This is a genomic window from Yaniella soli (assembly GCF_054782375.1).
This window is the reverse complement of the sequence record NZ_BAAGSP010000036.1, coordinates 1-24,049: the sequence shown is the minus strand read 5'-3', so window position 1 is coordinate 24,049 and position 24,049 is coordinate 1. Positions and strand designations below refer to the sequence as shown.

The 24,049-nt window shown below is 51.8% G+C and carries 14 protein-coding genes and 1 pseudogene; 9 read left to right on the top strand and 6 right to left on the bottom strand.

Annotated elements, in window-relative coordinates:
- The first annotated feature begins 223 nt into the window (after positions 1–223).
- Positions 224–982: an O-methyltransferase gene (locus ACYVJT_RS13865; RefSeq protein ID WP_343957709.1), complete on the top strand. Its 759-nt coding sequence runs from the start codon at positions 224–226 to the stop codon at positions 980–982.
- A gap of 22 nt (positions 983–1,004) precedes the next feature.
- Here ACYVJT_RS13865 and ACYVJT_RS13860 read toward each other — a convergent pair whose 3' ends face one another.
- The 5 genes and pseudogenes from ACYVJT_RS13860 to ACYVJT_RS13840 form a co-directional block, all read right to left on the bottom strand.
- Positions 1,005–3,125: an acyltransferase family protein gene (locus ACYVJT_RS13860; RefSeq protein WP_499418485.1), complete on the bottom strand. Its 2,121-nt coding sequence runs from the start codon at positions 3,123–3,125 to the stop codon at positions 1,005–1,007.
- A 222-nt stretch (positions 3,126–3,347) separates the two neighbouring features.
- The gene (locus ACYVJT_RS13855) at positions 3,348–5,465 is read right to left on the bottom strand and encodes an acyltransferase family protein (RefSeq protein WP_499418484.1); all 2,118 of its coding nucleotides are present in this window, start codon (positions 5,463–5,465) and stop codon (positions 3,348–3,350) included.
- Between the two features lie 163 nt (positions 5,466–5,628).
- Complete coding sequence (locus tag ACYVJT_RS13850) at positions 5,629–7,449, bottom strand: heparinase II/III family protein (protein WP_343957905.1); 1,821 nt, start codon at positions 7,447–7,449, stop codon at positions 5,629–5,631.
- Between the two features lie 150 nt (positions 7,450–7,599).
- Positions 7,600–8,271 (bottom strand): annotated as a pseudogene (locus ACYVJT_RS13845) (ABC transporter ATP-binding protein); the annotation flags it as partial.
- A 188-nt stretch (positions 8,272–8,459) separates the two neighbouring features.
- Positions 8,460–9,353, bottom strand: a complete 894-nt coding sequence (locus tag ACYVJT_RS13840) for an ABC transporter permease (protein WP_343957910.1) — start codon at positions 9,351–9,353, stop codon at positions 8,460–8,462.
- A 292-nt stretch (positions 9,354–9,645) separates the two neighbouring features.
- Between ACYVJT_RS13840 and wecB the strand changes: the two genes are divergently transcribed.
- Together wecB and smc are read left to right on the top strand one after the other, a co-directional pair.
- Positions 9,646–10,809 (top strand): non-hydrolyzing UDP-N-acetylglucosamine 2-epimerase, encoded by a 1,164-nt coding sequence (wecB, locus tag ACYVJT_RS13835; protein WP_343957912.1) that lies wholly within the window; start codon positions 9,646–9,648, stop codon positions 10,807–10,809.
- Between the two features lie 23 nt (positions 10,810–10,832).
- Positions 10,833–14,387 carry a chromosome segregation protein SMC gene (gene smc / locus ACYVJT_RS13830; protein ID WP_343957914.1) on the top strand — a complete coding sequence of 1,185 codons (3,555 nt, stop codon included), beginning with the start codon at positions 10,833–10,835 and terminating at the stop codon, positions 14,385–14,387.
- On the opposite strand, the gene ACYVJT_RS13825 is transcribed toward smc, so the two are convergent.
- Positions 14,378–15,676, bottom strand: a complete 1,299-nt coding sequence (locus tag ACYVJT_RS13825) for an MFS transporter (RefSeq protein WP_425579872.1) — start codon at positions 15,674–15,676, stop codon at positions 14,378–14,380. The genes smc and ACYVJT_RS13825 overlap by 10 nt on opposite strands.
- Positions 15,677–15,772: 96 nt before the next feature.
- On the opposite strand from ACYVJT_RS13825, the gene ftsY reads away from it, so the two are divergent.
- The 6 genes from ftsY (at position 15,773) to ACYVJT_RS13795 (ending at position 23,623) form a co-directional block, all read left to right on the top strand.
- On the top strand, positions 15,773–16,954 hold the full coding sequence (gene ftsY / locus ACYVJT_RS13820) for a signal recognition particle-docking protein FtsY (RefSeq protein WP_343957918.1): 1,182 nt from the start codon (positions 15,773–15,775) through the stop codon (positions 16,952–16,954).
- A gap of 138 nt (positions 16,955–17,092) precedes the next feature.
- Positions 17,093–18,685, top strand: coding sequence for a signal recognition particle protein (gene ffh, locus ACYVJT_RS13815; protein ID WP_343957920.1), 1,593 nt, complete (start codon positions 17,093–17,095; stop codon positions 18,683–18,685).
- A gap of 112 nt (positions 18,686–18,797) precedes the next feature.
- Positions 18,798–20,054 (top strand): nucleotide sugar dehydrogenase, encoded by a 1,257-nt coding sequence (locus ACYVJT_RS13810; protein WP_343957922.1) that lies wholly within the window; start codon positions 18,798–18,800, stop codon positions 20,052–20,054.
- Between the two features lie 181 nt (positions 20,055–20,235).
- Positions 20,236–20,658, top strand: coding sequence for a 30S ribosomal protein S16 (gene rpsP / locus ACYVJT_RS13805; RefSeq protein WP_343957924.1), 423 nt, complete (start codon positions 20,236–20,238; stop codon positions 20,656–20,658).
- 5 nt (positions 20,659–20,663) lie between these two features.
- Positions 20,664–20,903: an RNA-binding protein gene (locus tag ACYVJT_RS13800; protein WP_343957928.1), complete on the top strand. Its 240-nt coding sequence runs from the start codon at positions 20,664–20,666 to the stop codon at positions 20,901–20,903.
- Between the two features lie 149 nt (positions 20,904–21,052).
- Positions 21,053–23,623, top strand: a complete 2,571-nt coding sequence (locus ACYVJT_RS13795) for a glycosyltransferase (RefSeq protein WP_343957926.1) — start codon at positions 21,053–21,055, stop codon at positions 23,621–23,623.
- Positions 23,624–24,049: the final 426 nt, after the last annotated feature.

Sequence of the window (24,049 nt, the reverse complement as noted above, 5' to 3'; positions counted from 1 at the left end):
GCTACCCGCTACGACAAAATGGCCATCACCTACCGGGCTACCGCAGTCCTCTGCGCTGTCGTAGCCTGGCTACGCAAATAGGAGACACGCTCTAGTTGGGCGACACATCACGAGACGCAGCCGCACGGAGGAGCGAAATACTAAAACCGCCGTGCGACGTCTTGCTGGCCGCGTCGAAGAAGCCATACGGCTGAACACTGACGTTGGGTCGAAGCTCGATAATATGGCTGAAACTACAAATGCAGCGATTATTGATACGCAAACATTTACTGATGACGCAATAGCGTCGGCGGTGCAAAAGCTTAGTGTCCATGATGCCGAAACCCGAAAAATAACACGGCACATAAACACCACAGCCCGCGATAGTACGCGTCAAATTGAATCGATGCTTCAGATTTATCCTCGATTCGAGGACACTAAATTGCCTATGCCCAGCACCGGCGGGTTTGCTATGGATGCTCAAGCACTGGGGCACTTAATTTCTTTAGTTGATGAACGTCGCCCTCGACGCATCTTGGAACTTGGTAGTGGAACATCCACTATCTGGTTTGGTTACCTGTGTCGTGCATATGGCGGTCAAGTCGTGACCCTCGATCATCTGGAGGAATACTTAGAACTTACGCAGGCTGCAGTTGATCGACATTCGTTGAACACTCATGTGGAATGCCGACTGGCGCCACTCGAGAGAATCGAGTGCGGTGGTGATACCTACAACTGGTATTCCATGGAGGCATTGAGTGATTTGTCGGATATTGACATGGTGCTCATTGACGGGCCTCCTGCGGCGACTGGACCACAGGCGCGGTATCCTTCACTTCCACAGATTATTGATCGGTTGTCTCCAACTGTAACCGTTATTCTTGATGACGCACATCGGCGAGATGAAGCAAACATTGTTGATGCCTGGCAGGAAGGGTTTGCTGGGTTCCAGCGTATCGAAGCCGGGACAAGCCGATTAGCTGTTTTGGAACGGAAAGCTTGATTTGCGGTGGCGCTCCACGATATTACGAGTCCAGCGACAACTGATCGCTCAGGAAGCTCACAAAATGCTCGTCGTATGAGCGTGCGAAATCTGAAGAAAGATGGTGGTGGTCGTACCTGGTGATCAGTCCGCCAGCCATACTGTAGCGACGATTTTCATCGCAAACACCCGGCACTGGGTCGTATAAGCTCACCAGTGACGATTCTTTCTCCGCTGCCCAGGTCAGAGAAGTGTCACGCGCTTCGATTATGTCGTCAGCAGGCACTGAACACGCTTCGACGACATTATCAGGATTAGCTTCTATACAGGTAGGCCCATTGAGCTCTTCGAAATGGGGGACCTCACCGATTACTATGGCGTCCTTGCCCGCATCTTCCCACTCTTGCCACATGTCATTGAGTGCCTCGCTTGTGATGTCGTCAGAACTCGCCCCAGATTCGTCATAGAAATCCCGATCTGCCGGAGATGCGGCGGTGACGATGGCATCGATCTGATCGCTATTCTGAAACTCCTCTGAGGAGTCTTTGACAAATTGCTTACATGCTTCTGACTCCTCTCGTGCAGCCTGATCTGCTCCTTCTTCGGCACTGGACAAGGGCACGGGAGTACAGCCGCTCTTTGTGTAGCCTTGTATATTCCAGTTGTTCTCCCGACCAATCTCGTCCAACATCGGTAACCACGCGCGCGCATGAGAATCACCGAGGACCGCAATCGTAAATTCTGCCGAATCTTCTGAAGCTCCCAGACTACAACCAGACCGGCCGAAGTCTGTGTAGCCCTCAGGCACGTTGCATTCCGTATACGTTGGCTCTTCTGCTTCGAGTTGGACTTGGGTGGCTGATATTTCTGGTTGTCCTTCGAGTCCTTGGTCTTGGCAGTTGGTGAGTAGTGCGTTGGCTCCGGTGCATTCGTCGATGGCGACGTCTTCGTTGGTGTTGGGGGAGAGCAGTGTGGGGATGAAAAATGTTAGTGCGGCGATGATGGCGATGTTGGAGGCCATGAGGGTGAAGGCGCGTTTGGGGATTTTGAAGGGTTTGGCTTTGCGCAGGGGATCTTCGATGAGTTTTTGTGATGCCGCTGAGAGGGCGAACGTTAGTGCGATGAGTCCGAGTTTATATGGCCAGGTGAGGGGGTCGAGTAGGTATCCTGCTGCGATGATCAGTGGCCAGTGCCAGAGGTAGATGGCATAGGACCAGTCGCCCATGCGGGTAGATGGGGTCAGTTCGGCCCACCAGTAGATGCCGGTGATGCGTTGGCGTGTGCCATAGCGGATGAACAACGCCGTGCCGATGACTGGCAATAAGGCGGTGTAGCCGGGGAAGGCTGTGGCGCCGTCATAGGTGAGGCCGGCGATGATGATGCAGATGATGCCGGCCCAACCCAGAAGGTTCTGGAACTGGGCTGGAATTTTTGATGCCGCAGGGAGTAGCGCTAGTAGCCCGCCCATGGAGAATTCCCAGAACCGGGTTGGTGTGACGAAGTAGGCCTGGGCAGCGTTGTAGTTGGTGTAGAGCACTGAGAAGATGAAAGTCACGATGGTGATTGCTACCAGTGCCCAGATGAAGACTTTCTTGGCGTCAACCTGCTGGGCTGTTTTATTGCGCCGCAGGTATTTGGTCAGCAGGTAGGAGCCCAGCAGTACGAGTGGAAGCACAATGTAGAACTGTTCTTCGATGGACAGCGACCAGTAGTGCTGTACCAGTGAGGGTTCGTTTTCTGCGGCCATGTAGTCCACGGAGTCAGCGGCCAGCACCCAGTTCTCTACATAGAATAATGAGCCCAGTATTTGGCGTACATTCATGTCCCACACGGTTTGTGGCAGAAAGATCAGCATGAGAACCAGGCTGAAGATTAGCACGGTGAAGGCCAGTGGGAGCAGGCGCATGATTCGCCGAGCCCAGAACTTCCGCAACGAGATTGTGCCGGTGTTGGATAGTTCTCGGTAGAGATGTCCTGTGATCAAGAATCCAGAAACCACGAAGAAGACGTCCACGCCCACAAAACCACCACTGACACGCTCGGGCCAAAGGTGATACAACAAGACAAGCCCTACTGCGAGTGCGCGAAGACCCTGAAGCTCTGGACGAAACGAACTACGGGCAGGCGCAGGCGCCTCTTGAGGAGGAAAAGTCTGTGTGGACATCCTTATTACAATAAGCCGACTCGTGACGAGGAGTCAATCAGACTAGCTGAGTTTTCAGAGACTTTCGAGCAAGTACTGTGTGAGTCCCCAGGCTACCAATTCAGATCTAATCATCCTGGTGCTCTTTCAGCTACCGCCAGACGGCAGGTACAGAAATTACGGCCTTCAGCGAGGTGACATTGTTATGGAGAGGACTTGCGCTGATTCGTCAGATGATATGAATCAGTCGAGGACATTTTCATGCATGAATTTGGAGAAGTTGTCGCTGTAGGACGTTGCGAAGTCCGCCGACAGATGGTGGTGGTCGTAGCGCGTGATCAAGTTCCCGACCATGCTGTAACATGTCCCCGAATTGCATAGTCCCGCTGCTGGATCATAAAATTCGATCTCGGCGTTGCCCGCATCTGCGGTTAGTCGTTGGAAGGTTCCATCAGGATCGATGGCTTCGCTGAAGGGGACGGAGCAATTTTCGGCGACGTCCTCATTATTCTCTTCTACACATGTGGGAGCTTCAATATCATCGAAATGGGGGACTTCACCAATAGTCACGACTTCTTTCCCAGCGTCATGCCACTCTTGCCACATCGTATCGATGGCCTCGATTTTTTCATCAGTAGAAGCCGGATCACCGTCTTCCATGTAGTGCGTTTCGGATCCTCCAAGAGAGGCTGTAGCAATGACATCGATTTCCGGGTCGTTCTTCAGCTCCTCGGCAGTTTCGAATACAAAATCATCACAGCCCTGTGCGGTTTCCAGCTCTTCACCAGTGCTTTCAGGACTGGCTTTGGGCAGAGGTACCGGCGAGCAAGCACTCTTTGTGTAGCCTTGAATATTCCAGTTGTTCTCCCGACCAACCTTGTCCAACATCGGTAGCCACATTCTTGCGTGAGAACTGCCGAAGATTGCAATTGTGTAGTCCGAAGTGTCTGGATCGGCTCCCAGGCTGCAATCTGAACGATCAAAATCAGTTTCGCCTTTAGGGATGAAGCATTCCGGATAAGTATCCTCAGATTTCTCATCTGCGACCTGTGTAGGTGATGCCAAGGGTTGTCCTTCGAGTCCTTGGTCTTGGCAGTTGGTGAGTAGTGCGTTGGCTCCGGTGCATTCGTCGATGGCGACGTCTTCGTTGGTGTTGGGGGAGAGCAGTGTGGGGATGAAGAAGGTCAGTGCCGCGATGATGGCGATGTTGGAGGCCATGAGTGTGAAGGCGCGTTTGGGGATTTTGAAGGGTTTGGCTTTGCGCAGGGGATCTTCGATGAGTTTTTGTGATGCCGCTGAGAGGGCGAACGTTAGTGCGATGAGTCCGAGTTTATATGGCCAGGTGAGGGGGTCGAGTAGGTATCCTGCTGCGATGATCAGTGGCCAGTGCCAAAGGTAGATGGCATAGGACCAGTCGCCCATGCGGGTAGATGGGGTCAGTTCGGCCCACCAGTAGATACCAGTGATGCGTTGGCGTGTGCCATAGCGGATGAACAACGCCGTGCCGATGACTGGCAATAAGGCGGTGTAGCCGGGGAAGGCTGTGGCGCCGTCATAGGTGAGGCCGGCGATGATGATGCAGATGATGCCGGCCCAACCCAGAAGGTTCTGGAACTGGGCTGGAATTTTTGATGCCGCAGGGAGTAGCGCTAGTAGCCCGCCCATGGAGAATTCCCAGAACCGGGTTGGTGTGACGAAGTAGGCCTGGGCAGCGTTGTAGTTGGTGTAGAGCACTGAGAAGATGAAAGTCACGATGGTGATTGCTACCAGTGCCCAGATGAAGACTTTCTTGGCGTCAACCTGCTGGGCTGTTTTATTGCGCCGCAGGTATTTGGTCAGCAGGTAGGAGCCCAGCAGTACGAGTGGAAGCACAATGTAGAACTGTTCTTCGATGGACAGCGACCAGTAGTGCTGTACCAGTGAGGGTTCGTTTTCTGCGGCCATGTAGTCCACGGAGTCAGCGGCCAGCACCCAGTTCTCTACATAGAATAATGAGCCCAGTATTTGGCGTACATTCATGTCCCACACGGTTTGTGGCAGAAAGATCAGCATGAGAACCAGGCTGAAGATTAGCACGGTGAAGGCCAGTGGGAGCAGGCGCATGATTCGCCGAGCCCAGAACTTCCGCAACGAGATTGTGCCGGTGTTGGATAGTTCTCGGTAGAGATGTCCTGTGATCAAGAATCCAGAAACCACGAAGAAGACGTCCACGCCCACAAAACCACCACTGACACGCTCGGGCCAAAGGTGATACAACAAGACAAGCCCTACTGCGAGTGCGCGAAGACCCTGAAGCTCTGGACGAAACGAACTACGGGCAGGCGCAGGCGCCTCTTGAGGAGGAAAAGTCTGTGTGGACATCCTTATTACAATAAGCCGGTTTGGTTTAGAGAGTCAAAGAAACATGGTAACCCTCAGGAAATTCCGAGCGACTACCTAGCTATTTCGTCAGTTACGTCATGCGGTATCTAGAGATCGTCACGAGATGCCCACCCATAACTATGCACATGCGACCTAGGCGATTCTATAAGTCAGGGATTAGTCGTGTTGATTCTTTCTGAAACTTTAGTCGAGACATCTGCTCGGGGCTGTTTAGCTTCAGTTCGAAGGATTCCATTGGCTCGTGGTTGATTAACTTGATAGTTTCGGATGGCTTGTCCTGCAGTGAAATTATAACTATAGACTCGACATCTTTTGTGTAAAAGTTGGCGTGAACGGAAGTCGTCGGTTTCATGTCTTTCCAACGCAACCCGATGAGACCGCGTTTGGAGTTAGATTTTGGATCGCCTCTGGTTATGTCAAAATTGGGTTGAGTACCGAGCCACTGCATGTGGAGCTCGTTGCGCCTGTCATGGAGCGATAAAGTAGTCTCATCAAGCTGCTCGGCAACAACCCCAACGTCAAGCAGCCATTGCTGTTGGACTCGCTCTTCATTAGCGCCTTCGATACGGTCCCAGATGACCCAAATATCCTGTTTAGGTAAAAACACCACTCGGCGTTGCCATGAAGCCGTGTCAAAATTGGCATCAAGTATTTCAACGCTGTGTAGGTCACTTCTGGATTCGGTAAGTATGACCGGAACGTCGCCTGTAATGTCATGGTTCTGCGCCGGTATGTCCACCAGACTGTGCGCGAGGCGTGATTTGGTATATATCCGGTCTGGATCATTCTGTTGGTAGCTGTGAAATCCGCCGTCAGTAATCCAGCGTCGACCTGCTGTGTAGATGTGCACGCTTCCGCGATCATCGTGTGAATGTCGCAACAGATCCCGCCCATGGCGCACGACAGTGTGTGATTCGTCCTTTAACGGACGGGTTTCACCCCAGCCACTTCGGGAAACTGTGAAGCCATTTTTGTAGTGCTGCACGATTGGCCGGTCTGTATCCCGAATGGTGCCTTTATTGACTTGATCAAGGAACCCGTGCAAACCCCGCCGGCCCTTGCCACGGTTGCCGTCACCAATTTGGGGCATCGTGCCATCGGGGAGCAGCAAGTGCCCCATCGTGACACCCGCGCTATCTAGGCGTTGGGCTGCTTCTGGGGGGAATGAATAGCCTTCGAGTTCCAGCCGCTGTTGGGCTTGGCGCCACCACACCAGGTTCATCTGGTGATAGCCAACAGAGCCTTCGTCAGTGAGACCATTATCGTCGAACGCTTCGAGGATGTGTGTCGTCAAACGATCAATCGCTTTGTAAATACTTGTCTCATCGCTGAGAACGGCTGAAACCACAAAAAGCCCAAGGTTCTGGTGCAGTCCGTGGTTTCCTTGGACGATATTTTTATCCTCCAAGAGCCAGTTCCGATGCTCCACGAGTAGGTTGATATACCAAGCATCGTCGCTGTCGATTAACGGTGCACCGATACTGATCTGGATCGCCCGGTTACCATCCGTCATGTCCATCCACGCGTATTCATCTCGAGCACGACGGTGTGGGGTGTTGTCATGTGCCCATGAACGCACGATACGCTTCCACTCGGCTTTAGAGTCCTCATTACCAGCTAGGGCATCCCATAGATAAGGGTTGATCCAGCGTAAAGTATGGAATTGAAAGCGCCAATTGCGATCGTTGAATGGATCCGCGACCCAATCGGTGTAGTCACCTCGCCAGGGAGAGTGCGGAGGCAGCGTCACTTTGCCTTCATTGAGTTCTTTGAGACGCTCTTTGGTCGAGGGCGTTCGTGCGTATCCCTTTCCCAGCTTTGCTTGCCGGAGAGCCGCGTCAAGGTTCAGATCCCCGAAAGTGAAATTCGGATGCGTTGTGCGGCGGGCCTCGCGCAAACTATTCAGATCCGGGAATCGTGAGGATAAGAATCTCCGAAGTCGCTTCAACCAAGAGCTTCTCATCGAATCCCATTCTCCTTTACTGTCGCATATACATGTGGCAGCACAAACCCGTCCTGCAAAAAATAAACTCATCCGAGCTTACACTGCTGTGGGCCGCAATGGTTTAGCATCGTGCAGGGTTAAGCGAGCATCGTTATGGTCGAACGTTTGTCATTGCCAGATGATTTTTTGCGCGTTTAATGTGGACTTTACGTCTGCAAGGTACTCAGCTGCGGATTTGTACTTCTTTGCAGCCATGCGTTTCGTGTACCCGGTATACGTTTTCGTGACTTCAGCAGGGTCACCATCCATAATGAGTTCTCCCTGTTGAATCCAGATGCAGCGGTTCGTCATCTCGCGAATTGTTGGTAAAGAGTGACTCACGAGAAATACGCACCCAGCTTCTTCACGCAGCTCGTCAATGCGAGATGCTGTCCTGGCTCGGAATTGTGCATCGCCGGTGTTTAGGGCTTCATCGATAATTAGAATCTCAGGATCCATGCTGGTGGCGATAGCGAATTGTAAGCGTGACGCCATACCAGACGAGTAAGCTTTCATCGGTAGACGCAGTGCGTTATCCGTCAGTCCTGATAACTCGATAACCGCGTCACGTTTTTCTTCAACCTGCTGCCGTGTCATACCCATGGCGAGACAACCGAGAGTGATGTTGTCATGACCCGAGATTTGTTTAACCAACGCCGCATTCACCCCGAGCATTATAGGGGTGGAGGTTGCGTACACCGCGCCGGTTGTTGGTGGAAGATGCCCAGTGAGTACTTTCATGAGCGTTGATTTGCCTGAACCGTTTGTGCCGATTACGCCGACAGATTCACCGGTGTTTACCACCAGAGATAATGGCTTCAGCGCTTCAACTTTTTGCTCCCCAACTCCGGTAATGCCGCGGAGACGCTGGAGCAGATTCCTCGATTTTTTTTGAACGCTGGCAGTCGCAACAGTGTAGGTCAGGGAGGCTTCGTCGATGGCTACAGCAGGATGGCTAGTGGGAGTTGTTACGGCTTCTTGTACGGACATTAACGTTCCCTCCCGTATTTCTCTTCACCTTGCCAAAACAAGAATGTTCCAATCACCAGAAGTCCGACCGTCCAGGCACCGAGTACTATCCACCGCATGGGATCGGGCCACGTGTCGTAGAGGAATATGTCACGAGTGATATCAAGTATGCAGAAGAGAGGGTTGGCATACATAAAATTCAGAACGAGTGGGATATCTTCAAAGCGTTCCACCCCGTAGAAGATGGCCGATAGGTACATCCAAATACGAGTTCCGAAACTGATGAGATGGCTGAAGTCGTTCCAGGCTGTGACAATACGAGCTAATACTAAGCTGAGCCCGAGGTTGAAGAAGAACTGAACAATTACAACGGGAATAAAGATTAACCATTTCCATGTGATCGGCTCAAGAGGTGGGATGAGTAAGATCAACACGATCATTGTGACGTACGTTATTGTTTGCCGCAAAAACTCACGCACATTGATTGCAATGGGGAGGGTCATTTTCGGAAAATTAAAAGCTGTAACAAGAGACCGGTTCCCCGTTATAGCTTTCGACCCAGCGACAATCGTCGAAACGGTGAATCGATACATGAAGACGCCGATAATGAGATATGCGACAAAGTTCTCGATCCCGCGGCCAGTACCGAGCATGATCCCAAAGACCAGAAAGTACGCTGCGCCCAGGAGGATAGGGTTGACCACCATCCACACTCGGCCGAGGTTATCATCGGCCGTCTCGCCAGCAATGCGAGAGCGTGAATCAAAAATGATGAAGTGGCGAAATTCCCATATTTGTTTGAAGTAGGACCACAGACCTGGTCGGAGGCCGATCCTTGTAAAATTGGAACCATCGACTTTTACCTGCTGCACACCTCCATCACCTGATGGTTTTGACGCATCCTCAGTCGCCATGTAACTTCCTTTCAACGACTACGAACTCGGGGTGGTAGTCAAGATTGGTCACGCTGTGATACCGATCTATAATACTTTCACAGTTTGAAATCGGGTGGTTAATCCCGGAGCGCACCGCTACAGTTTACCAATCGGCAATGTGTGGTCGCTGGTCATTGTGTTAGTTGTGTCCGTAAACCGGCTTCCGGCCGTGAACAGACTAGACTAGCGCAGAGAAACGATATTCCACAGTCTGAATTTGGACACGCGTATTTGTCCAGCAGGATGATTGTTTTCCAAAGTGAGGCTCACCTTGAAGAGAATTATGCCGATTTACGGCACGCGTCCAGAGGCCATCAAGATGGCGCCGATTATCAAGGCGCTCGAGGCATCTGATGTACTGAAACCGGTAGTTACGGTGACAGGACAGCATCGTGAAATGCTGGATCAGGTCAACGAGCTGTTTGAGATCACCCCTGACTTTGATCTGAATATCATCCAGCCACGGCAGACACTTAACGCAGTGATGGCAAAGAACATTGCTGGATTAGATGAGGTTCTAGAAGAGGTCGCTCCAGAGGCAGTCGTTGTCCAGGGTGATACCACTACTTCGACTGCTGGTGCGATTGCGGCATTCAATCGTGGCATCCCTGTTGTACATGCGGAAGCGGGCCTGCGCTCGTTCAATATTTTCTCGCCTTTCCCTGAAGAAGCGAATCGAAAAATTACTACCCAACTTGCCTCTTTGCACTTGGCGCCAACTTCCGTTTCTCGTGACAACTTGTTGCGCGAAACAGTAACCCCCGAAGACGTGTATATCACCGGAAACACCGTAATCGATGCACTCTACGACGTTGTCGATAAAAAAGTGCCTTTCGACGACCCTGCTCTAAAAGACGTTGCGGCTGATGTTGAGGCGGGCAAGAAGGTTGTACTGGTGACAACTCACCGGCGTGAGAACCAGGGCGATGCCATGCGGGGTGTCGGGAGAGCCCTTGGTCGTTTGGCTGATCAGCATTCCGACGTTCTATTCGTTCTGCCGGCCCATAAGAATCCCGTGGTGCGTGAAGCTGTGCTGCCATTCATCGAAGGAAAAGAAAATGTAGTGGTTACCGAGCCACTTGCATATGGTCAGTTCACTCATCTAATTAGCCTTTCGAACGTTGTGCTGACTGACTCTGGTGGTGTCCAAGAAGAAGCACCAGGGCTGGGCAAACCGGTGCTAGTTATGCGGGAAAACACTGAACGCCCCGAAGCAGTAACGGCAGGCACTGTTCGGCTTATCGGCACGGATGAGGAACGCGTATACAACGAAGTCACGACGTTGTTAACTGACTCGGCTGCGTATAATGCCATGGCTGCTGCGGTGAACCCATACGGTGATGGAAAAGCAGGAGACCGAACAGTATCCGCTATCGCGGAGCTGCTCGGCGTTGGTGAACGCGCCGCAGAATTTGATGACGGTCTAGGCAACTAGCGTTAGTGAACTAACCTTCCTGCATGTATCTCAAAACCCTCACGATTCGAGGCTTTAAGTCCTTCGCGTCTAAGACCACGTTTGATTTTGAACCTGGGGTCACCTCTGTCATTGGCCCGAACGGTTCAGGAAAATCAAACGTGGTCGATGCGTTGTCATGGGTCATGGGGGAGCAAGGTGTAAAAAACCTGCGCGGTGGCAAAATGGAAGATGTCATTTTTGCGGGTACGACGGGCCGTTCTGCTCTGGGAAGGGCGCAAGTAGATCTCACCATTGATAACTCTGATGGCACACTGCCAATAGACTTTTCCGAAGTCACCATCAGTCGCACCTTGTTCCGATCTGGTGGATCTGAGTATCAAATCAACGGTGAATCTGCCCGTCTCTTAGATATTCAAGAGCTCCTTTCCGATTCAGGCTTGGGTCGAGAGATGCACGTTATCGTCGGTCAAGGCCAACTGGACCGAATTCTTCAAGCCACGCCTGAAGAACGGCGCGGCTTCATTGAAGAAGCCGCAGGGATTCTTAAACACCGCCGCAGAAAAGAACGTTCGGAACGCAAACTCGAATCGATGCGGGCAAATCTTGATCGCATTCGAGATCTGACCGAAGAAGTTCATCGGCAGCTCGGTCCACTGTCTAAACAGGCGTCAACTGCGCGTAAAGCGCAGCAGATTCAACATGATGTGCGCGATTCCAGCGCGAGACTGTTGGCTGACGACGTCGTGACGCAAACAAAACAGCTCCAAGAGCTTATTGACAGTGATGACGGACTCGAAAAGCGTCAGCAAGAAGTCTCAAAGAAACTTGAACATGCCGAGGAATCGGCTCGTCAGCTTTCTGAAAAGCAGACGCAGACTGCTCAAGCATCCGCTAGCGCGCGCGACCACCGCCATCAGTTGACTGCTCTGGCTGAGCGTTATCGATCTCTGCAAGCGCTAGCTCAAGAACGCTACAAAACGGCCTCTCGTGCGCCGGTGGCATCCTCCGGTCTGACTCCAGAAGAAGCGGAGAGACAGCTCGCCGAGAATACTGATGAACACGAAAAGAGCCAGAAACAAATCGAGGTTCTCGCATCTGGGCTCGAGGAATCGCAGGCGCAAAAAAGCACAGCTGAACGACAGGCTCGTATAGCACAGGAGACTCATACCCACATAGTGCGTGAAGAGGCCGATCAGCAGAAGTCCTTTGCTGTCGCGGAGAGCCGAAAGAGTGCAGCCGAATCGAAGTTGAATTCTTTAAAAGCAGAACTCGAACGATTGATCGAAGACGGTAGTCACAGCAACGAATCGACGCTTCAAGCGGAACATGAGGTTGCGGAACAAGAAGCTGCTTTGACTCAAGCCGAATCAGACCTAGCCCAGATTCGAGAAGAGCAGGAGAAGATCCAGCAGGCAGCTCAAAAGGCGCGACAAGAGCTCAAAGACTTTGATGATTCACTCAACGGTATAAAAGGTGATTTGAGTGCTGCAAGAGCTCGCTCAGAGGTGTTGGAGCAGTCACTTCAGCCAGATCCCGGCTCTGCACACGCGGCCATTCGTGACTATTCGCCACGTGATGTGTCGGAAATTCTCAATATAGACCAGGGCTGGGAGACTGCGATTGCCTCACTGCTGGCTGGCTCTACAGATCGGCTTTGGCTCGACAGTCTTGAGAACAGTCTTAACGCAGCCAGCGCATTGGAACGACAGGATGTCTCTGATGTCCGCATTTTTTACCCGGGATCATTAGAGCATGGTCTTTCCGGAGGCAGTGTCCCGGGCGCCACTATCGCAACTACCGTTGTGTCACAGCGTGAAAACGCCTCAAGTGCTTTCGAACATATAAAGCACGTTCTAGCTTTCTCAATTCTCGTAGAAAATTTCGAAGAAGCACGCCGCGTTGCAGAAAACACAGAACTGATAGCCCAGTATCCGCATCTTCGGATCGCCACGCGCCAGGGACACGTCTTAACAGCTCAATGGCTGGACGTTCGTGGTGACGGCACTGTCAGTTCACTCGAACAACGTGCGGCCTACGATCGGGCTTTGGAAGATAGACAGCGCGTAGCACGGTCGTTAGAAGAAGTAGAGCTTAAGCATGCTGAGGCTGTGGCCGCCTATGAGAGTGCACAGAAGGAAGTTCAGCAGGTTGATCAGCGACTCCAACAAGCGCAGTCTCAGGTTACGACACTACGGGAGCGCGTAGCTGCACAACGACGGAGCCTTGAGCAGCAAAGTGCTTCCAGAAACCGCAACGAAGAACAACAAACACGACTTCGGACCGAGATCGATAAAGCCCAGCAAGTCCTGGAAACAGCGACCGAGCGCTTTGATGCTGCCCAAGCTGCTGCTACATATGCCGACGAAAGCACACAAGGAGTCGAGCACGCCGCTGCAGCTCAGCAACAGGCAGAGCAAGAGGCAAGTCGAGCAAGAGCTGCCGAGACAGATGCACGTTTGGCGCTTCGTACCGCCGAGAATACAGCTCAGCAAGCAGAACAGCGAGTAGAACAGTCACGACGGCGGTTGTCTGCTGCGAAGATTGCCCAACAGGAGTACCAGCGTGCGTTAGTACGACAACGTAGCACTGTTTCGAGGCTTAGCGCGCTGCTCTCCGGTATCGAGACCGCGATAGATCGAATCGAAGCGAGCGTTCGCAGAGCCGATTCGGACTACCAAGACCTTGAAGAGCAAAACGCAGAACTTCGCTCGCAATTGGAAGCTGCTGAAAAAGTCACAAACGAGTCACGAAAGGAACTGGGACACTTTCAAGAGCAATTGCATAAGCGTCGTTTGGCCAGGCAAGAGCAAGAACTCAAACTCGAGCAGTTACATGAGCGGTCGCTAACCGAGCTTGGCTATTCCCACCAGTACCTCGTGACGAATTTCGGTCCTGATCAGCCGGTGGACTTGGGAGAGAGTTCAACTGAAACGGTTCTCTATGACAGAAAAGAGCAAGAAAAACGTCTGCGATCAGCCAAACGCAATCTGAGCGCACTTGGAAAAATTAATCCACTGGCCTTAGAAGAATACGCGGCGGTACAAGAACGCCACGAATATTTGACACAGCAGCTGCAAGACCTCGAAGAATCTCGCAGAGATTTACTCAAGATCATCGAGGATGTTGATGCAACGGTATTGCAGGTCTTCTCCGCAGCCTACGCAGATACAGCAGCACAGTTCGAGCACGTATTTGCAACGTTGTTCCCCGGGGGAGAAGGGCGACTATCGCTCACTGAACCGGATAACATGCTGCACACCGGAATTGAAGTGGAAGCCCGCCCTGCCGGTAAGAAAGTGAAGCGACTTTCGCTGTTGTCGGGTGGAGAGAAGTCGCTTGCGGCGATTGCGCTACTGGTCTCCATCTTCAAAGCGCGTCCATCACCGTTCTATGTGATGGACGAAGTCGAGGCAGCACTAGACGACACCAATTTGACACGCTTGTTAACCATTCTCAAAGAGTTACAGAATGATTCACAGCTGATTATCATCACTCACCAGAAACGCACCATGGAAATTTCAGACGCGCTCTACGGAGTGTCTATGCGCGGTGACGGCGTTTCACAGGTCATCAGCCAGCGACTCGATCAGTCCTGATCATTCGAGTCTCTTTGGTGTGCAGACGGTGCTACCTCAGGTAGCTGGCCGGTTCTGGGGCCATCAGGGCCGACACGAATATTTGTTTCTGGTGCAAAGATCCAGACAATACAGGCCGCCGCAAGGATGATGCCGGTGATAGCAAAGCCGAGCTCGAAGCCATAGACATCAACAATCCAACCAATGAACAGTGGGCCGGTGATAGAACCGACGTCGGCTGCCATTTGAGCAGCAGACATAACGGAGCCAGCCTTCCGTTCTTGCCCAACCAGATCCACTATTGCGGCTTGCTGCGGTGCATTCATCATGCCAGTTCCAGTGCCCGCAATGACCGAGGCGAGGAAGAACAACCAAGGATCAGTCATCACGCCAATGACGCCCGTACCAATAGCTGCAACTCCAAGCCCGATCACTATGAGCGGTTTTCGACCATATCTATCGGACAACCGCGACGACAAGGTCACCGCGATGACGTTTCCTACGGCAAAAATCGACAGCGCTACGGCTGCAGTTTGAGCACCATCTAGGACGAACCCGGTGCCAGCAAACGCCGAAGCCGCAAAGAGTGGCATAATCGCATTTCGAACGCCAAAGGTAGCCCAGCCATTGGCGAAGAACGAGCTCAATGCTGCTCTGTATGAATGTTCTTTAATTGCTTCGCCGAAGGACCACGCCTCTCGGTTATCAACGACCTTATGCCGTTTGCCGCCTTTACTGCGGTGCAAGCCAAGATAGACCACGAGTGAAGCGATCAGTAGTGCGCTTCCATAAATGAGAAACGGTGCCCGTGGCCCCAGGGCTACGAGGAGCCCACCGACCAGCGGACCTGAAATATTTCCGATGAGAAAAGCTGAAGCGTATGCGCCGGATACTTTGCCGCGAATGGTTGGAGGCGATTTTGCTGCCAAGAATGACATCGCCGACACGGTAAATAGGGTGGATCCAAAACCACCCAACCCTCTAAATATCAACAGCTGAGTGTAACTTTGAGCGAAGGCTACCAAGAACATGGAGATACCTACGATGGTCACCCCGGTGATATATACACCGGATTCGCCAAACTTGATGGTGGCCTTGCCCGAAAGCGGTGCGAGGATTAGCCGGGCTAATCCAAAGATTGAAACTACAGCGGAGACGCCAAACGCCCCGACACCGAATGACTCAGCATACTGCGGCAGAACAGGGGTGATGATTCCAAAGCCGATAGCGATGATAAACGCCGCCGCAATGAGAATGCGGATTTCACCTGGGATCTTAAGCTTTTCCACCGACGCAGACATATAGAACATTATGACACGCCGTAATTATTTTTTGGTGGCCTTTGGCTGTGCCGGTGGCATAACGAAAACGTTGCAGATCATGAAAAGTGTGCAAAACTATATCGTGTGGAACTTCTGATCATTTTTGCTTTTCTCGCACCTGTCATCGTAGGTATCGGCTCGGTGGTCGCACTCGACCGCCCCATGCCTGAGCCGAAAGTTATTGAGCCTCCAGCGCCGGCACCTGAGCCAGAACCTGAAGCTGTTCCTGTTCCCGTTGAGGAACCGGCAGTTGAAGAAGAGGTCGTTGCCGAACCTGAGCCAGCGCCTGAACCAGAGCCTGAGGTCGTCGAAGAACCCGCGGTCGAGCTGGAGACGCCCGCACCAGCTGCTGGACGTTTAGCACGGCTTCGTGCTCGGCTGGCGAAGTCCAATAATGTTTTCTCGAAGGGTCTCCTCGCACTACTGGCGCAGGACGACATTGACGAGGACGTTTGGGACGAGATCGAAGAGAACTTACTCATGTCCGATCTCGGTGCAGACCCAGCAATGGAATTGGTCGAGCGCCTCAAAGAGCGTGTGACCGTTGAAGGCACACGCGATACTGAGACTGTGCGTGAGATGCTGCGGGAAGAACTCATTGCCATGGTCGATCCAGAAATGGATCGCCGCCTAGCTGCGACGCGCAAAGACGATAAACCCGCGGTCATGATGGTTGTGGGAGTCAACGGAGTAGGTAAAACGACTACCGTAGGCAAGCTGGCCCGCGTTCTTGTTGCAGAAGACCGCAAGGTCATTCTTGGTGCTGCGGACACCTTCCGCGCAGCTGCGGCGGAACAGTTGACCACGTGGGGCGAGCGCGTCGGCGTCAACACAGTCCGTTCCGACCAAGAAGGTGCAGACCCTGCTTCAGTTGCTTTCTCAGCAGTGGAAGAAGGCATCAACGAAGAATCAGACGTTGTGCTCGTCGATACTGCTGGTCGTTTGCATTCTAAAGCCAACCTCATGGAAGAACTTGGTAAGGTAAAACGCGTCACAGAGAAACAAGCCGAAGTCGGTGAAGTACTTCTCGTGATCGATGCGACCACCGGTCAGAACGGTCTTGCACAGGCCAAAGTCTTTACAGAAGCAGTCAATGTGACCGGTATCGTCCTTACAAAACTGGACGGAACCGCTAAAGGCGGTATTGTAGTAGCAATTCAGCGTCAACTAGGCGTTCCAGTCAAGCTGATTGGCCTAGGCGAGGGCGCTGATGACCTTGCACCGTTCGAAGCAGAAGCCTTCGTTGATGCATTGTTAGCAAGCTAATATTGCTTTGCTGCAAGACAAATGAATTGCAGCAACTGTGTGCCTGGTGCCTCTACTTGATAAAGTGAGGCGCCAGGTACCATTTTTTATGCTCGAGCCATCCGATTCGAGCTGAGTCGACTACAAGGATCATCGCACGTGTTCAATACTTTGACGGAACGTCTGTCCTCAACCTTCAAGAACCTCCGGGGCAAAGGCAGGCTTACAGAGGCGGATATCGATGCAACAGCACGCGAAATTCGTCGTGCGCTGTTGGATGCTGACGTTGCCGTCCCGGCTGTGCGCCAATTCATCAAGCAGGTCAAAGAACGTGCGCTTGGTCAGGAAGTCTCAGAAGCTCTAAACCCGGGTCAGCAAGTCGTCAAGATTGTTCAGAGCGAACTGGAAGAAATTCTTGGCGGTGAAACCCGCAAGATCAACCTAGCGAAGAACCCGCCAACGGTTATTATGCTCGTTGGTCTTCAAGGTGCAGGTAAAACCACGCTTGCCGGAAAACTGTCGCAGCACCTGAAACAAGAAGGCCACGCGCCAATGCTGATCGCAGCTGACCTGCAGCGCCCCAACGCGGTCAAGCAGCTACAGGTCAATGGTGAGCGAGCCGGGGTGCACGTCTATGCGCCGCACCCGGGGGTCTCTTCTGAACACGAAGATCCAACTGGAGACCCAGTCGAGGTCGCGACTTCAGGTATGGAAGAAGCCAAGAAGCGTCAGCATGACATTGTCATCATTGACACTGCTGGTCGTTTGGGCGTCGACCAAGAACTGATGCAGCAGGCATCAGACATTCGTGCCGCAACTAACCCAGACGAAGTACTCTTCGTGATTGACGCAATGATCGGCCAAGACGCGGTGGCCACCGCGCAAGCGTTCAATGAGGGTGTTGGCTTTACCGGTGTCGTCCTGTCCAAGATGGACGGAGACGCCCGCGGTGGTGCCGCACTTTCGGTCAAGTACATTACCGGCAAACCAATCATGTTTGCCTCGACCGGTGAGAGTCTCAAAGACTTTGAAGTCTTTCATCCGGACCGTATGGCCTCGCGCATCCTCGACATGGGCGACGTTATGTCGCTTATCGAACAGGCCGAACGGACTATGGATAAGTCCGAGGCCGAGCGCATGGCAAAGAAGTTTGCTGATCAGGAAGACTTCACCCTGGAAGACTTCTTGGGTCAAATGCAACAGCTGAAGCAAATGGGCTCCATGAAAAAGATGCTCATGATGATGCCCGGCGCGCAAGACATGAAGAAGCAGCTCGATCAGTTTGATGATTCGCAGGTGAATCGCATCGAGGCCATTATTCAGTCGATGACCCCGTATGAGCGTAATGTGCCAAAGAGCATTAATGGGTCACGCCGAGCACGTATTGCGGCTGGTTCCGGTGTGCACGTCTCCGAAGTCAATACCTTGCTCGAGCGCTTCCGCGAAGCTCAAAAGATGATGAAGAAAATGGCCGCCGGTGGAGGCATGCCGGGAATGCCAGGTATGCCTGGCGGTGGCGCTGGAGGTGGCAAACGCAACCAGCGCAAGGGTAAAGGCAAAGGCAAGAACCGCAAGCAACAGCGTTTTGGTAACCCGGCGCGTGCTGAAGAAGAGGCACGCAAGGAAAAAGAACGCCAAGCGCAGAAGGCATCCCAGAATCTCGGGTCAGCTTTTGGCGCGGGTGCCGATCCTAAGAATTTCGATCCTTCGCAGCTCAACTTGCCTAAAGGCTTCGACAAGTACTTGAAGTAAGCTTTTGTAGCTATCCCGACGCGGCCTGTTTCTGAACTGGGCAGGCAGCGCTTCTTAAGTTTAACGATGCAAAGTCTGCACCGTGTAAGAAAATTGGTTTGGAGTAAACCACGTGAAAGAACTCGTTGTAATAGGTCAAGGATACGTTGGTCTGCCGCTCTCGCAGGCTGCCAGTAAAGCAGGCTTTAAAGTAACTGGCTTGGACGTAAGTGCGGAAATTGTTCGAGACCTAAACTCTGGATCGTCCCACGTTGAAGATATCCCTGATGAAGACCTGAAGGCTATGCTGGAAAGTGGGTATCAGGCAACTACAGACAGCACGGCTATCCAGGACGCAGACGTGGTTGTTGTTTGTGTGCCTACGCCACTCGGGGATGCTGGCAGACCCGACCTGGGAGCGGTTGAGTCAGCGACTGCTGCCGTAGCCGAAAACCTCACGAAAAAATCGTTAGTTGTCCTAGAATCAACTACATATCCGGGAACAACAGAGGAAGTCCTGCTTCCTGCCCTTGAAGAAAAAGGCCGCGAGATCGATGTTGATTTCCATCTAGCTTTCTCCCCAGAACGTATTGACCCGGGGAATACGACGTATCGTCTCGAAAATACTCCGAAAGTCGTTGGTGGAGTCACCGCGAAATCGGGAGACCAGGCGGTTGCTTTCTATAGTGAGTTCATCGAGGAAGTCGTCAAAGTCAAAGGTGCCAAAGAAGCCGAGACTGCGAAGTTGCTCGAAAACACGTACCGGCACATCAACATCGGGCTGGTAAACGAGATGGCGAAGTTCAGTCATGAATTGGACATTGATATATGGGAAGTAATCAAAGCGGCGAAAACTAAGCCGTTTGGGTTCCAGGCGTTTTACCCAGGCCCAGGAGTTGGTGGACACTGCATTCCGATCGATCCCAGCTATTTGAACTACTCAGTGCGTAAAGCGCTAGGACATCCTTTCCGCTTTGTAGATCTCGCGGAAGACATCAATAATTCGATGCCGAATTATGTCGTCCAACGTGTGCAAGACCTCTTGAACGAAGATCAGAAATCATTGAGTGGATCGAATGTTTTGCTGCTCGGAGTAAGTTACAAATCCAATATCGCGGATCAACGACACTCACCAGCAGTGCCTGTTGGCCATGGTCTTGCTGCCAAAGGTGCCATCATTTCGTATCATGATGCGAACGTACCTACATGGGAACTCGACGGGCAGGAACACGAATCCGTCGCTGACCTCGATCAGGCGGTTCAGGACGCAGATATTGTCATCCTGCTGCAGGCTCACCGCGAGTACGATCTGCAAGACATTGGGGCAAAAGCAAGGTTGCTATTTGATACCCGTGGCGCAACTACTGGTGAGAACGCACACGTTTTGTAAGCGTGGCTTGGCGATTCGCCATTTAGGTGACTATCTGCCATAATAGTCCGGTACTGATCCATCGTGTCGGATTACCCTCTATTCTCTGATCGATGTGTCCGTCCGTGATGTATCCAGGTTCCTGCCCCCAGGTGCCGTGGAAGGATCACAAAAATAATATGAAACAGGAGCAACCACAAAAGTGGCCGTACGAATCCGTTTAAAACGTTTTGGTAAGATCCGTTCCCCTCACTACCGTGTAGTAGTTGCAGACCAGCGCGCAAAGCGTGACGGTGCTGCCATCGAAGAGATCGGTATCTACCACCCAACTAAAGAACCCTCAGTTATCAGAATCGATTCTGAGCGTGCACAGTACTGGCTCGGCGTTGGTGCACAACCATCTGAGCAGGTAACTGCTCTGTTGAAGCTGACCGGTGACTGGCAAAAATTCAAGGGTGAAGAATATGACGAATCCGTCATGAAGCACCCTGCTGAAAAAGATGCTTTTGTCGTCCCTGAAAAGGGTTCGGTAGTTCTGCCGGAAGCACCGGAGCCGACACCAGAAGCTGCTCTTACTCCAGATGCTGCTGCTACTGAAGAAAAGACTGAAGAGGCAGCTGAGTAGTGACCATGTTGCAGGAAGCGTTAGAACACCTGGTCCAGGGGATAGTCGATTATCCCGAAGATGTACAGGTTGATCTTCGCAACAACAGGCGTGGAGAAATGCTCAGTGTCCACGTGCATCCAGATGATCTCGGCAGAGTCATCGGACGCAAGGGCCGGACCGCAAATGCGCTCCGTGCCGTTGTTGAGGGACTTGCAGGATATTCAGTCCGTGTCGACGTAGTTGATACAGACCGCCGAAGGTAATTGTGTGATGAATGGGACCGTTTAACTTTGGAACACCAGAGTTAAACGGTCCCATTCATTAAGAGCCTAGTGTCTATTTGGCCACTAGCCGAGCTGTGATTAGTAGTGGGTGGGAGTAACTTGTGGGATCCTCAGCGGTAGTGCGTGCTATGGAGTTTTTAAAGAAGCTCCAAAAACCCAAGAGCTTCTCGGGTGAAACAACAGTCAGTCATCCAAGCTCTCCGAGCTCTGAACACGTGGGGCCAGCCTGTCTTGTGAATCCGGTAATGAATTATTATCGGCATAAGGTGAGCTCGAACCTTGATTCCTTTGTCAAATTCGCTATGCGGAGTCGCTCAGTTCATGTTCGGGACGTTCTTGCAGGAGTCTCGTCCGATGAGTATCCCGGCTACGCTGATTTGCTTGCAGCAATTGATTCCTTTTTGACGAGTCAGACTAGTTTTAGTTCGGTGCGCCTGGAAGAGCTCTATAATCACCGTATTTTGCTATCACTCGCTAATTTAGTAGCCAACACGGCGCGAGATGATGTCGACACTCACGCGTCCTTACGTATTTATGATTTCGTTCTGCAAGTTTTCGAAAGTGACGCGTTTGATAGCAACGATAAGATGCAGTATCTCGAGGCGCTGGTAGAAGGAGACAGAGGCGATGAACTCGGTCGGCTGGGTGATGTCTTTCAAATAAATGAACTGGCGCCTATGCAGTCTGATTTGTTAGATATCCAGAGGATCAGGCGATCGGCACCTTCCGAAACGTCGTGGGTTGAAGCCATGAACCGTTTTTATTCGCGGTTAGGCATGTCCAAGATACGTTTGACGGGAGACGACAAACTACCATTTTTAGATCGACTCGAATCGGACACGCGGGTCGTTGTAGACGGCCCCACTGTATCAGTGATCATGCCCACCTACTGTCCGGGGCCTGGTATCCGGACTGCGGTTCGTAGCTTGTTACAACAGACCTGGAAAAACACTGAAATTATCATCGTGGATGATGCATCACCAGTCGAATATCGGGACTTGTTTCTGGAGCTTGAAAATCTTGGGCCGTCAATACGTGTGCTGAGACAAGACACCAACTCGGGTGCTTATGTTGCAAGAAATAGGGGAGTGTCTGACGCGACTGGGGAATTTATTACCATCCACGACGACGATGACTGGTCTCACCCCGACAAACTTGCGTTGCAAATGGAAGCACTGCTTGGCAACAACGAAATAATTGCAAGTAGCTCTGCGCATATACGTACTACAGCGGATCTTGATTTTAAGCGTGTCAATACTCAACCTAGCTACCTGCAAATGAATTACTCCTCGCTTATGTTTCACCGGAGTCTCATTGCCGAGATTGGCATGTGGGATACTGTGAATAGAGGTGCCGATGGTGAGTTCCTACTTCGAATGATTACACGGTTTGGCGCATCGAGAATAGCTGAACTTGCGGAGAAGCCACTTTCCTTCAGCCGAATCTGGAGCGGGTCTTTGACTTCAGGGGAAATGTCGCGCGGGTACTTTGCGCAATCCAGGCTCTTGTACCGGGAAGCCTTTCGAAAGTGGCATCGAGAAACTAAAAAAGCTGGTTCTCAGTTAATTTTGAATGTGAATGAACCACGCCAATTTCCAGTACCGACTACATTCGAAGCTGGTAGGAGAAATGCTGACCTAGGGACTTTCGACGTCATATACGTTACAGATTTTTTCCGTCAGGCAAAGTACCCTCAGACTGTTTTGGCGGAGTTAAACGCATTCATCGACGCCGGGTTGCGTGTGGGCTATATGCAACTACCTTCACCTGAAACAGTCGATCCGTCCGGATTCTCACCACTTCTTTTTGAAATGCAGCTTGAGGGCAATTTGACACAGGTGTCTCATGACGATGTCGCTTGCACCGAACTACTAGTCGTTTATGGCAGCGCTATGGGGATGTTTTTAGATAATTTGGGGAGTACGGTAAGGAGCCGTCGCAGCATACTAGTGCATCATGAATTGCCGAGCCTAGGCGGAGAGGAAAACCGTCGTCCCGCTTTGCTTGCACAATCCCTGCGGAATCTAGATCGTTGCTTTGATACACGCTTCCGGGTCACCGGAGCAACTAAATATGACTACAATTGGCTAAAATCTTCTTCGCCGAGAGGGCGATTGCTGCCAACACACCTTATTTGGCATCCTGTGCTTAGCGAAAGAGCACACGAGATTTCGGTGCCCGAGGGGACCCCGACCGTCGGATTTCATTCGCACGGTAATGCATATCGGTGGCCTGCCACAGAGGCAGAATTTGTAGAGATTTACGATTCTCCTGAATTTCATACGAGAATATTCGGAAATGTAAATCCGGCCGTTAAAAAATATGGTGGGGAGGCGTTTAAGAAAATATCTATTCTTAAACCTCAGAACTACACTAAAAGACAGTTTTTCGATGATATAAGTTTCTGGGTTTACTATCCGCATCATCGGCTCAGCGTGCAACCTTGGCTTCCTGTGTTGGAAGCAATGCGTGCAGGCAAGGTTGTTATATTACCAAAACGTTTAGAACCTACATACGGGGACGGTGCTATCTACGTGGAACCTGAAGAAGTAGGTGCGACTGTAAATAGGCTGGCCAATGATCCACGAAGTTTCATCAGTCAAGCTACTCTGGGGCAGAAGTTCGTTGCTGACCGTTTTACAAATGACCGGCTTTTGGAGCGGTATAGGCGCCTGGTGTCGTCAACGTCAGAAGCCTGAGGGACATTCTCATTCTTGCCGTACGTCGACGTCTAACGATTGTACGTGTTTGATTTCTTCTCCGCGCTGGTATGCGTACCGCCCGAGTAGACACGAGAAAATAGATGTGAATAGAACTTCTCGAATTACCTAGGCCAACCAAGTATGTAGTGTATGGCTAGCCCCTTCGGCAATTTTGGCATGCACCAAATTGTCTTAAGGTTCTAGCTGGTATGGTAACGCGTTAAATCCGTCAAGAATATGAGAAAGGTCCAAATGAAAAAGTTCCACAAAGATCTACATATAACGGCAAAACCACCTGAAGATCCCTCCGGCCTACCAGAACGTGTAACTAGAGCGTGTCTCCTATTTGCGTAGCCAGGCTACGACAGCGCAGAGGACTGCGGTAGCCCGGTAGGTGATGGCCATTTTGTCGTAGCGGGTAGC

Coding starts and splice junctions, on each gene's coding strand:
- ACYVJT_RS13860 (WP_499418485.1), bottom strand. CDS start 3,125: ATGTCCACACAGACTTTTCCTCCTCAAGAGGCGCCTGCGCCTGCCCGT.
- ACYVJT_RS13850 (WP_343957905.1), bottom strand. CDS start 7,449: ATGAGAAGCTCTTGGTTGAAGCGACTTCGGAGATTCTTATCCTCACGA.
- ACYVJT_RS13840 (WP_343957910.1), bottom strand. CDS start 9,353: ATGGCGACTGAGGATGCGTCAAAACCATCAGGTGATGGAGGTGTGCAG.
- ACYVJT_RS13795 (WP_343957926.1), top strand. CDS start 21,053: ATGGAGTTTTTAAAGAAGCTCCAAAAACCCAAGAGCTTCTCGGGTGAA.
- ACYVJT_RS13865 (WP_343957709.1), top strand. CDS start 224: ATGGCTGAAACTACAAATGCAGCGATTATTGATACGCAAACATTTACT.
- ACYVJT_RS13825 (WP_425579872.1), bottom strand. CDS start 15,676: ATGTTCTATATGTCTGCGTCGGTGGAAAAGCTTAAGATCCCAGGTGAA.
- smc (WP_343957914.1), top strand. CDS start 10,833: ATGTATCTCAAAACCCTCACGATTCGAGGCTTTAAGTCCTTCGCGTCT.
- ACYVJT_RS13855 (WP_499418484.1), bottom strand. CDS start 5,465: ATGTCCACACAGACTTTTCCTCCTCAAGAGGCGCCTGCGCCTGCCCGT.
- ACYVJT_RS13800 (WP_343957928.1), top strand. CDS start 20,664: ATGTTGCAGGAAGCGTTAGAACACCTGGTCCAGGGGATAGTCGATTAT.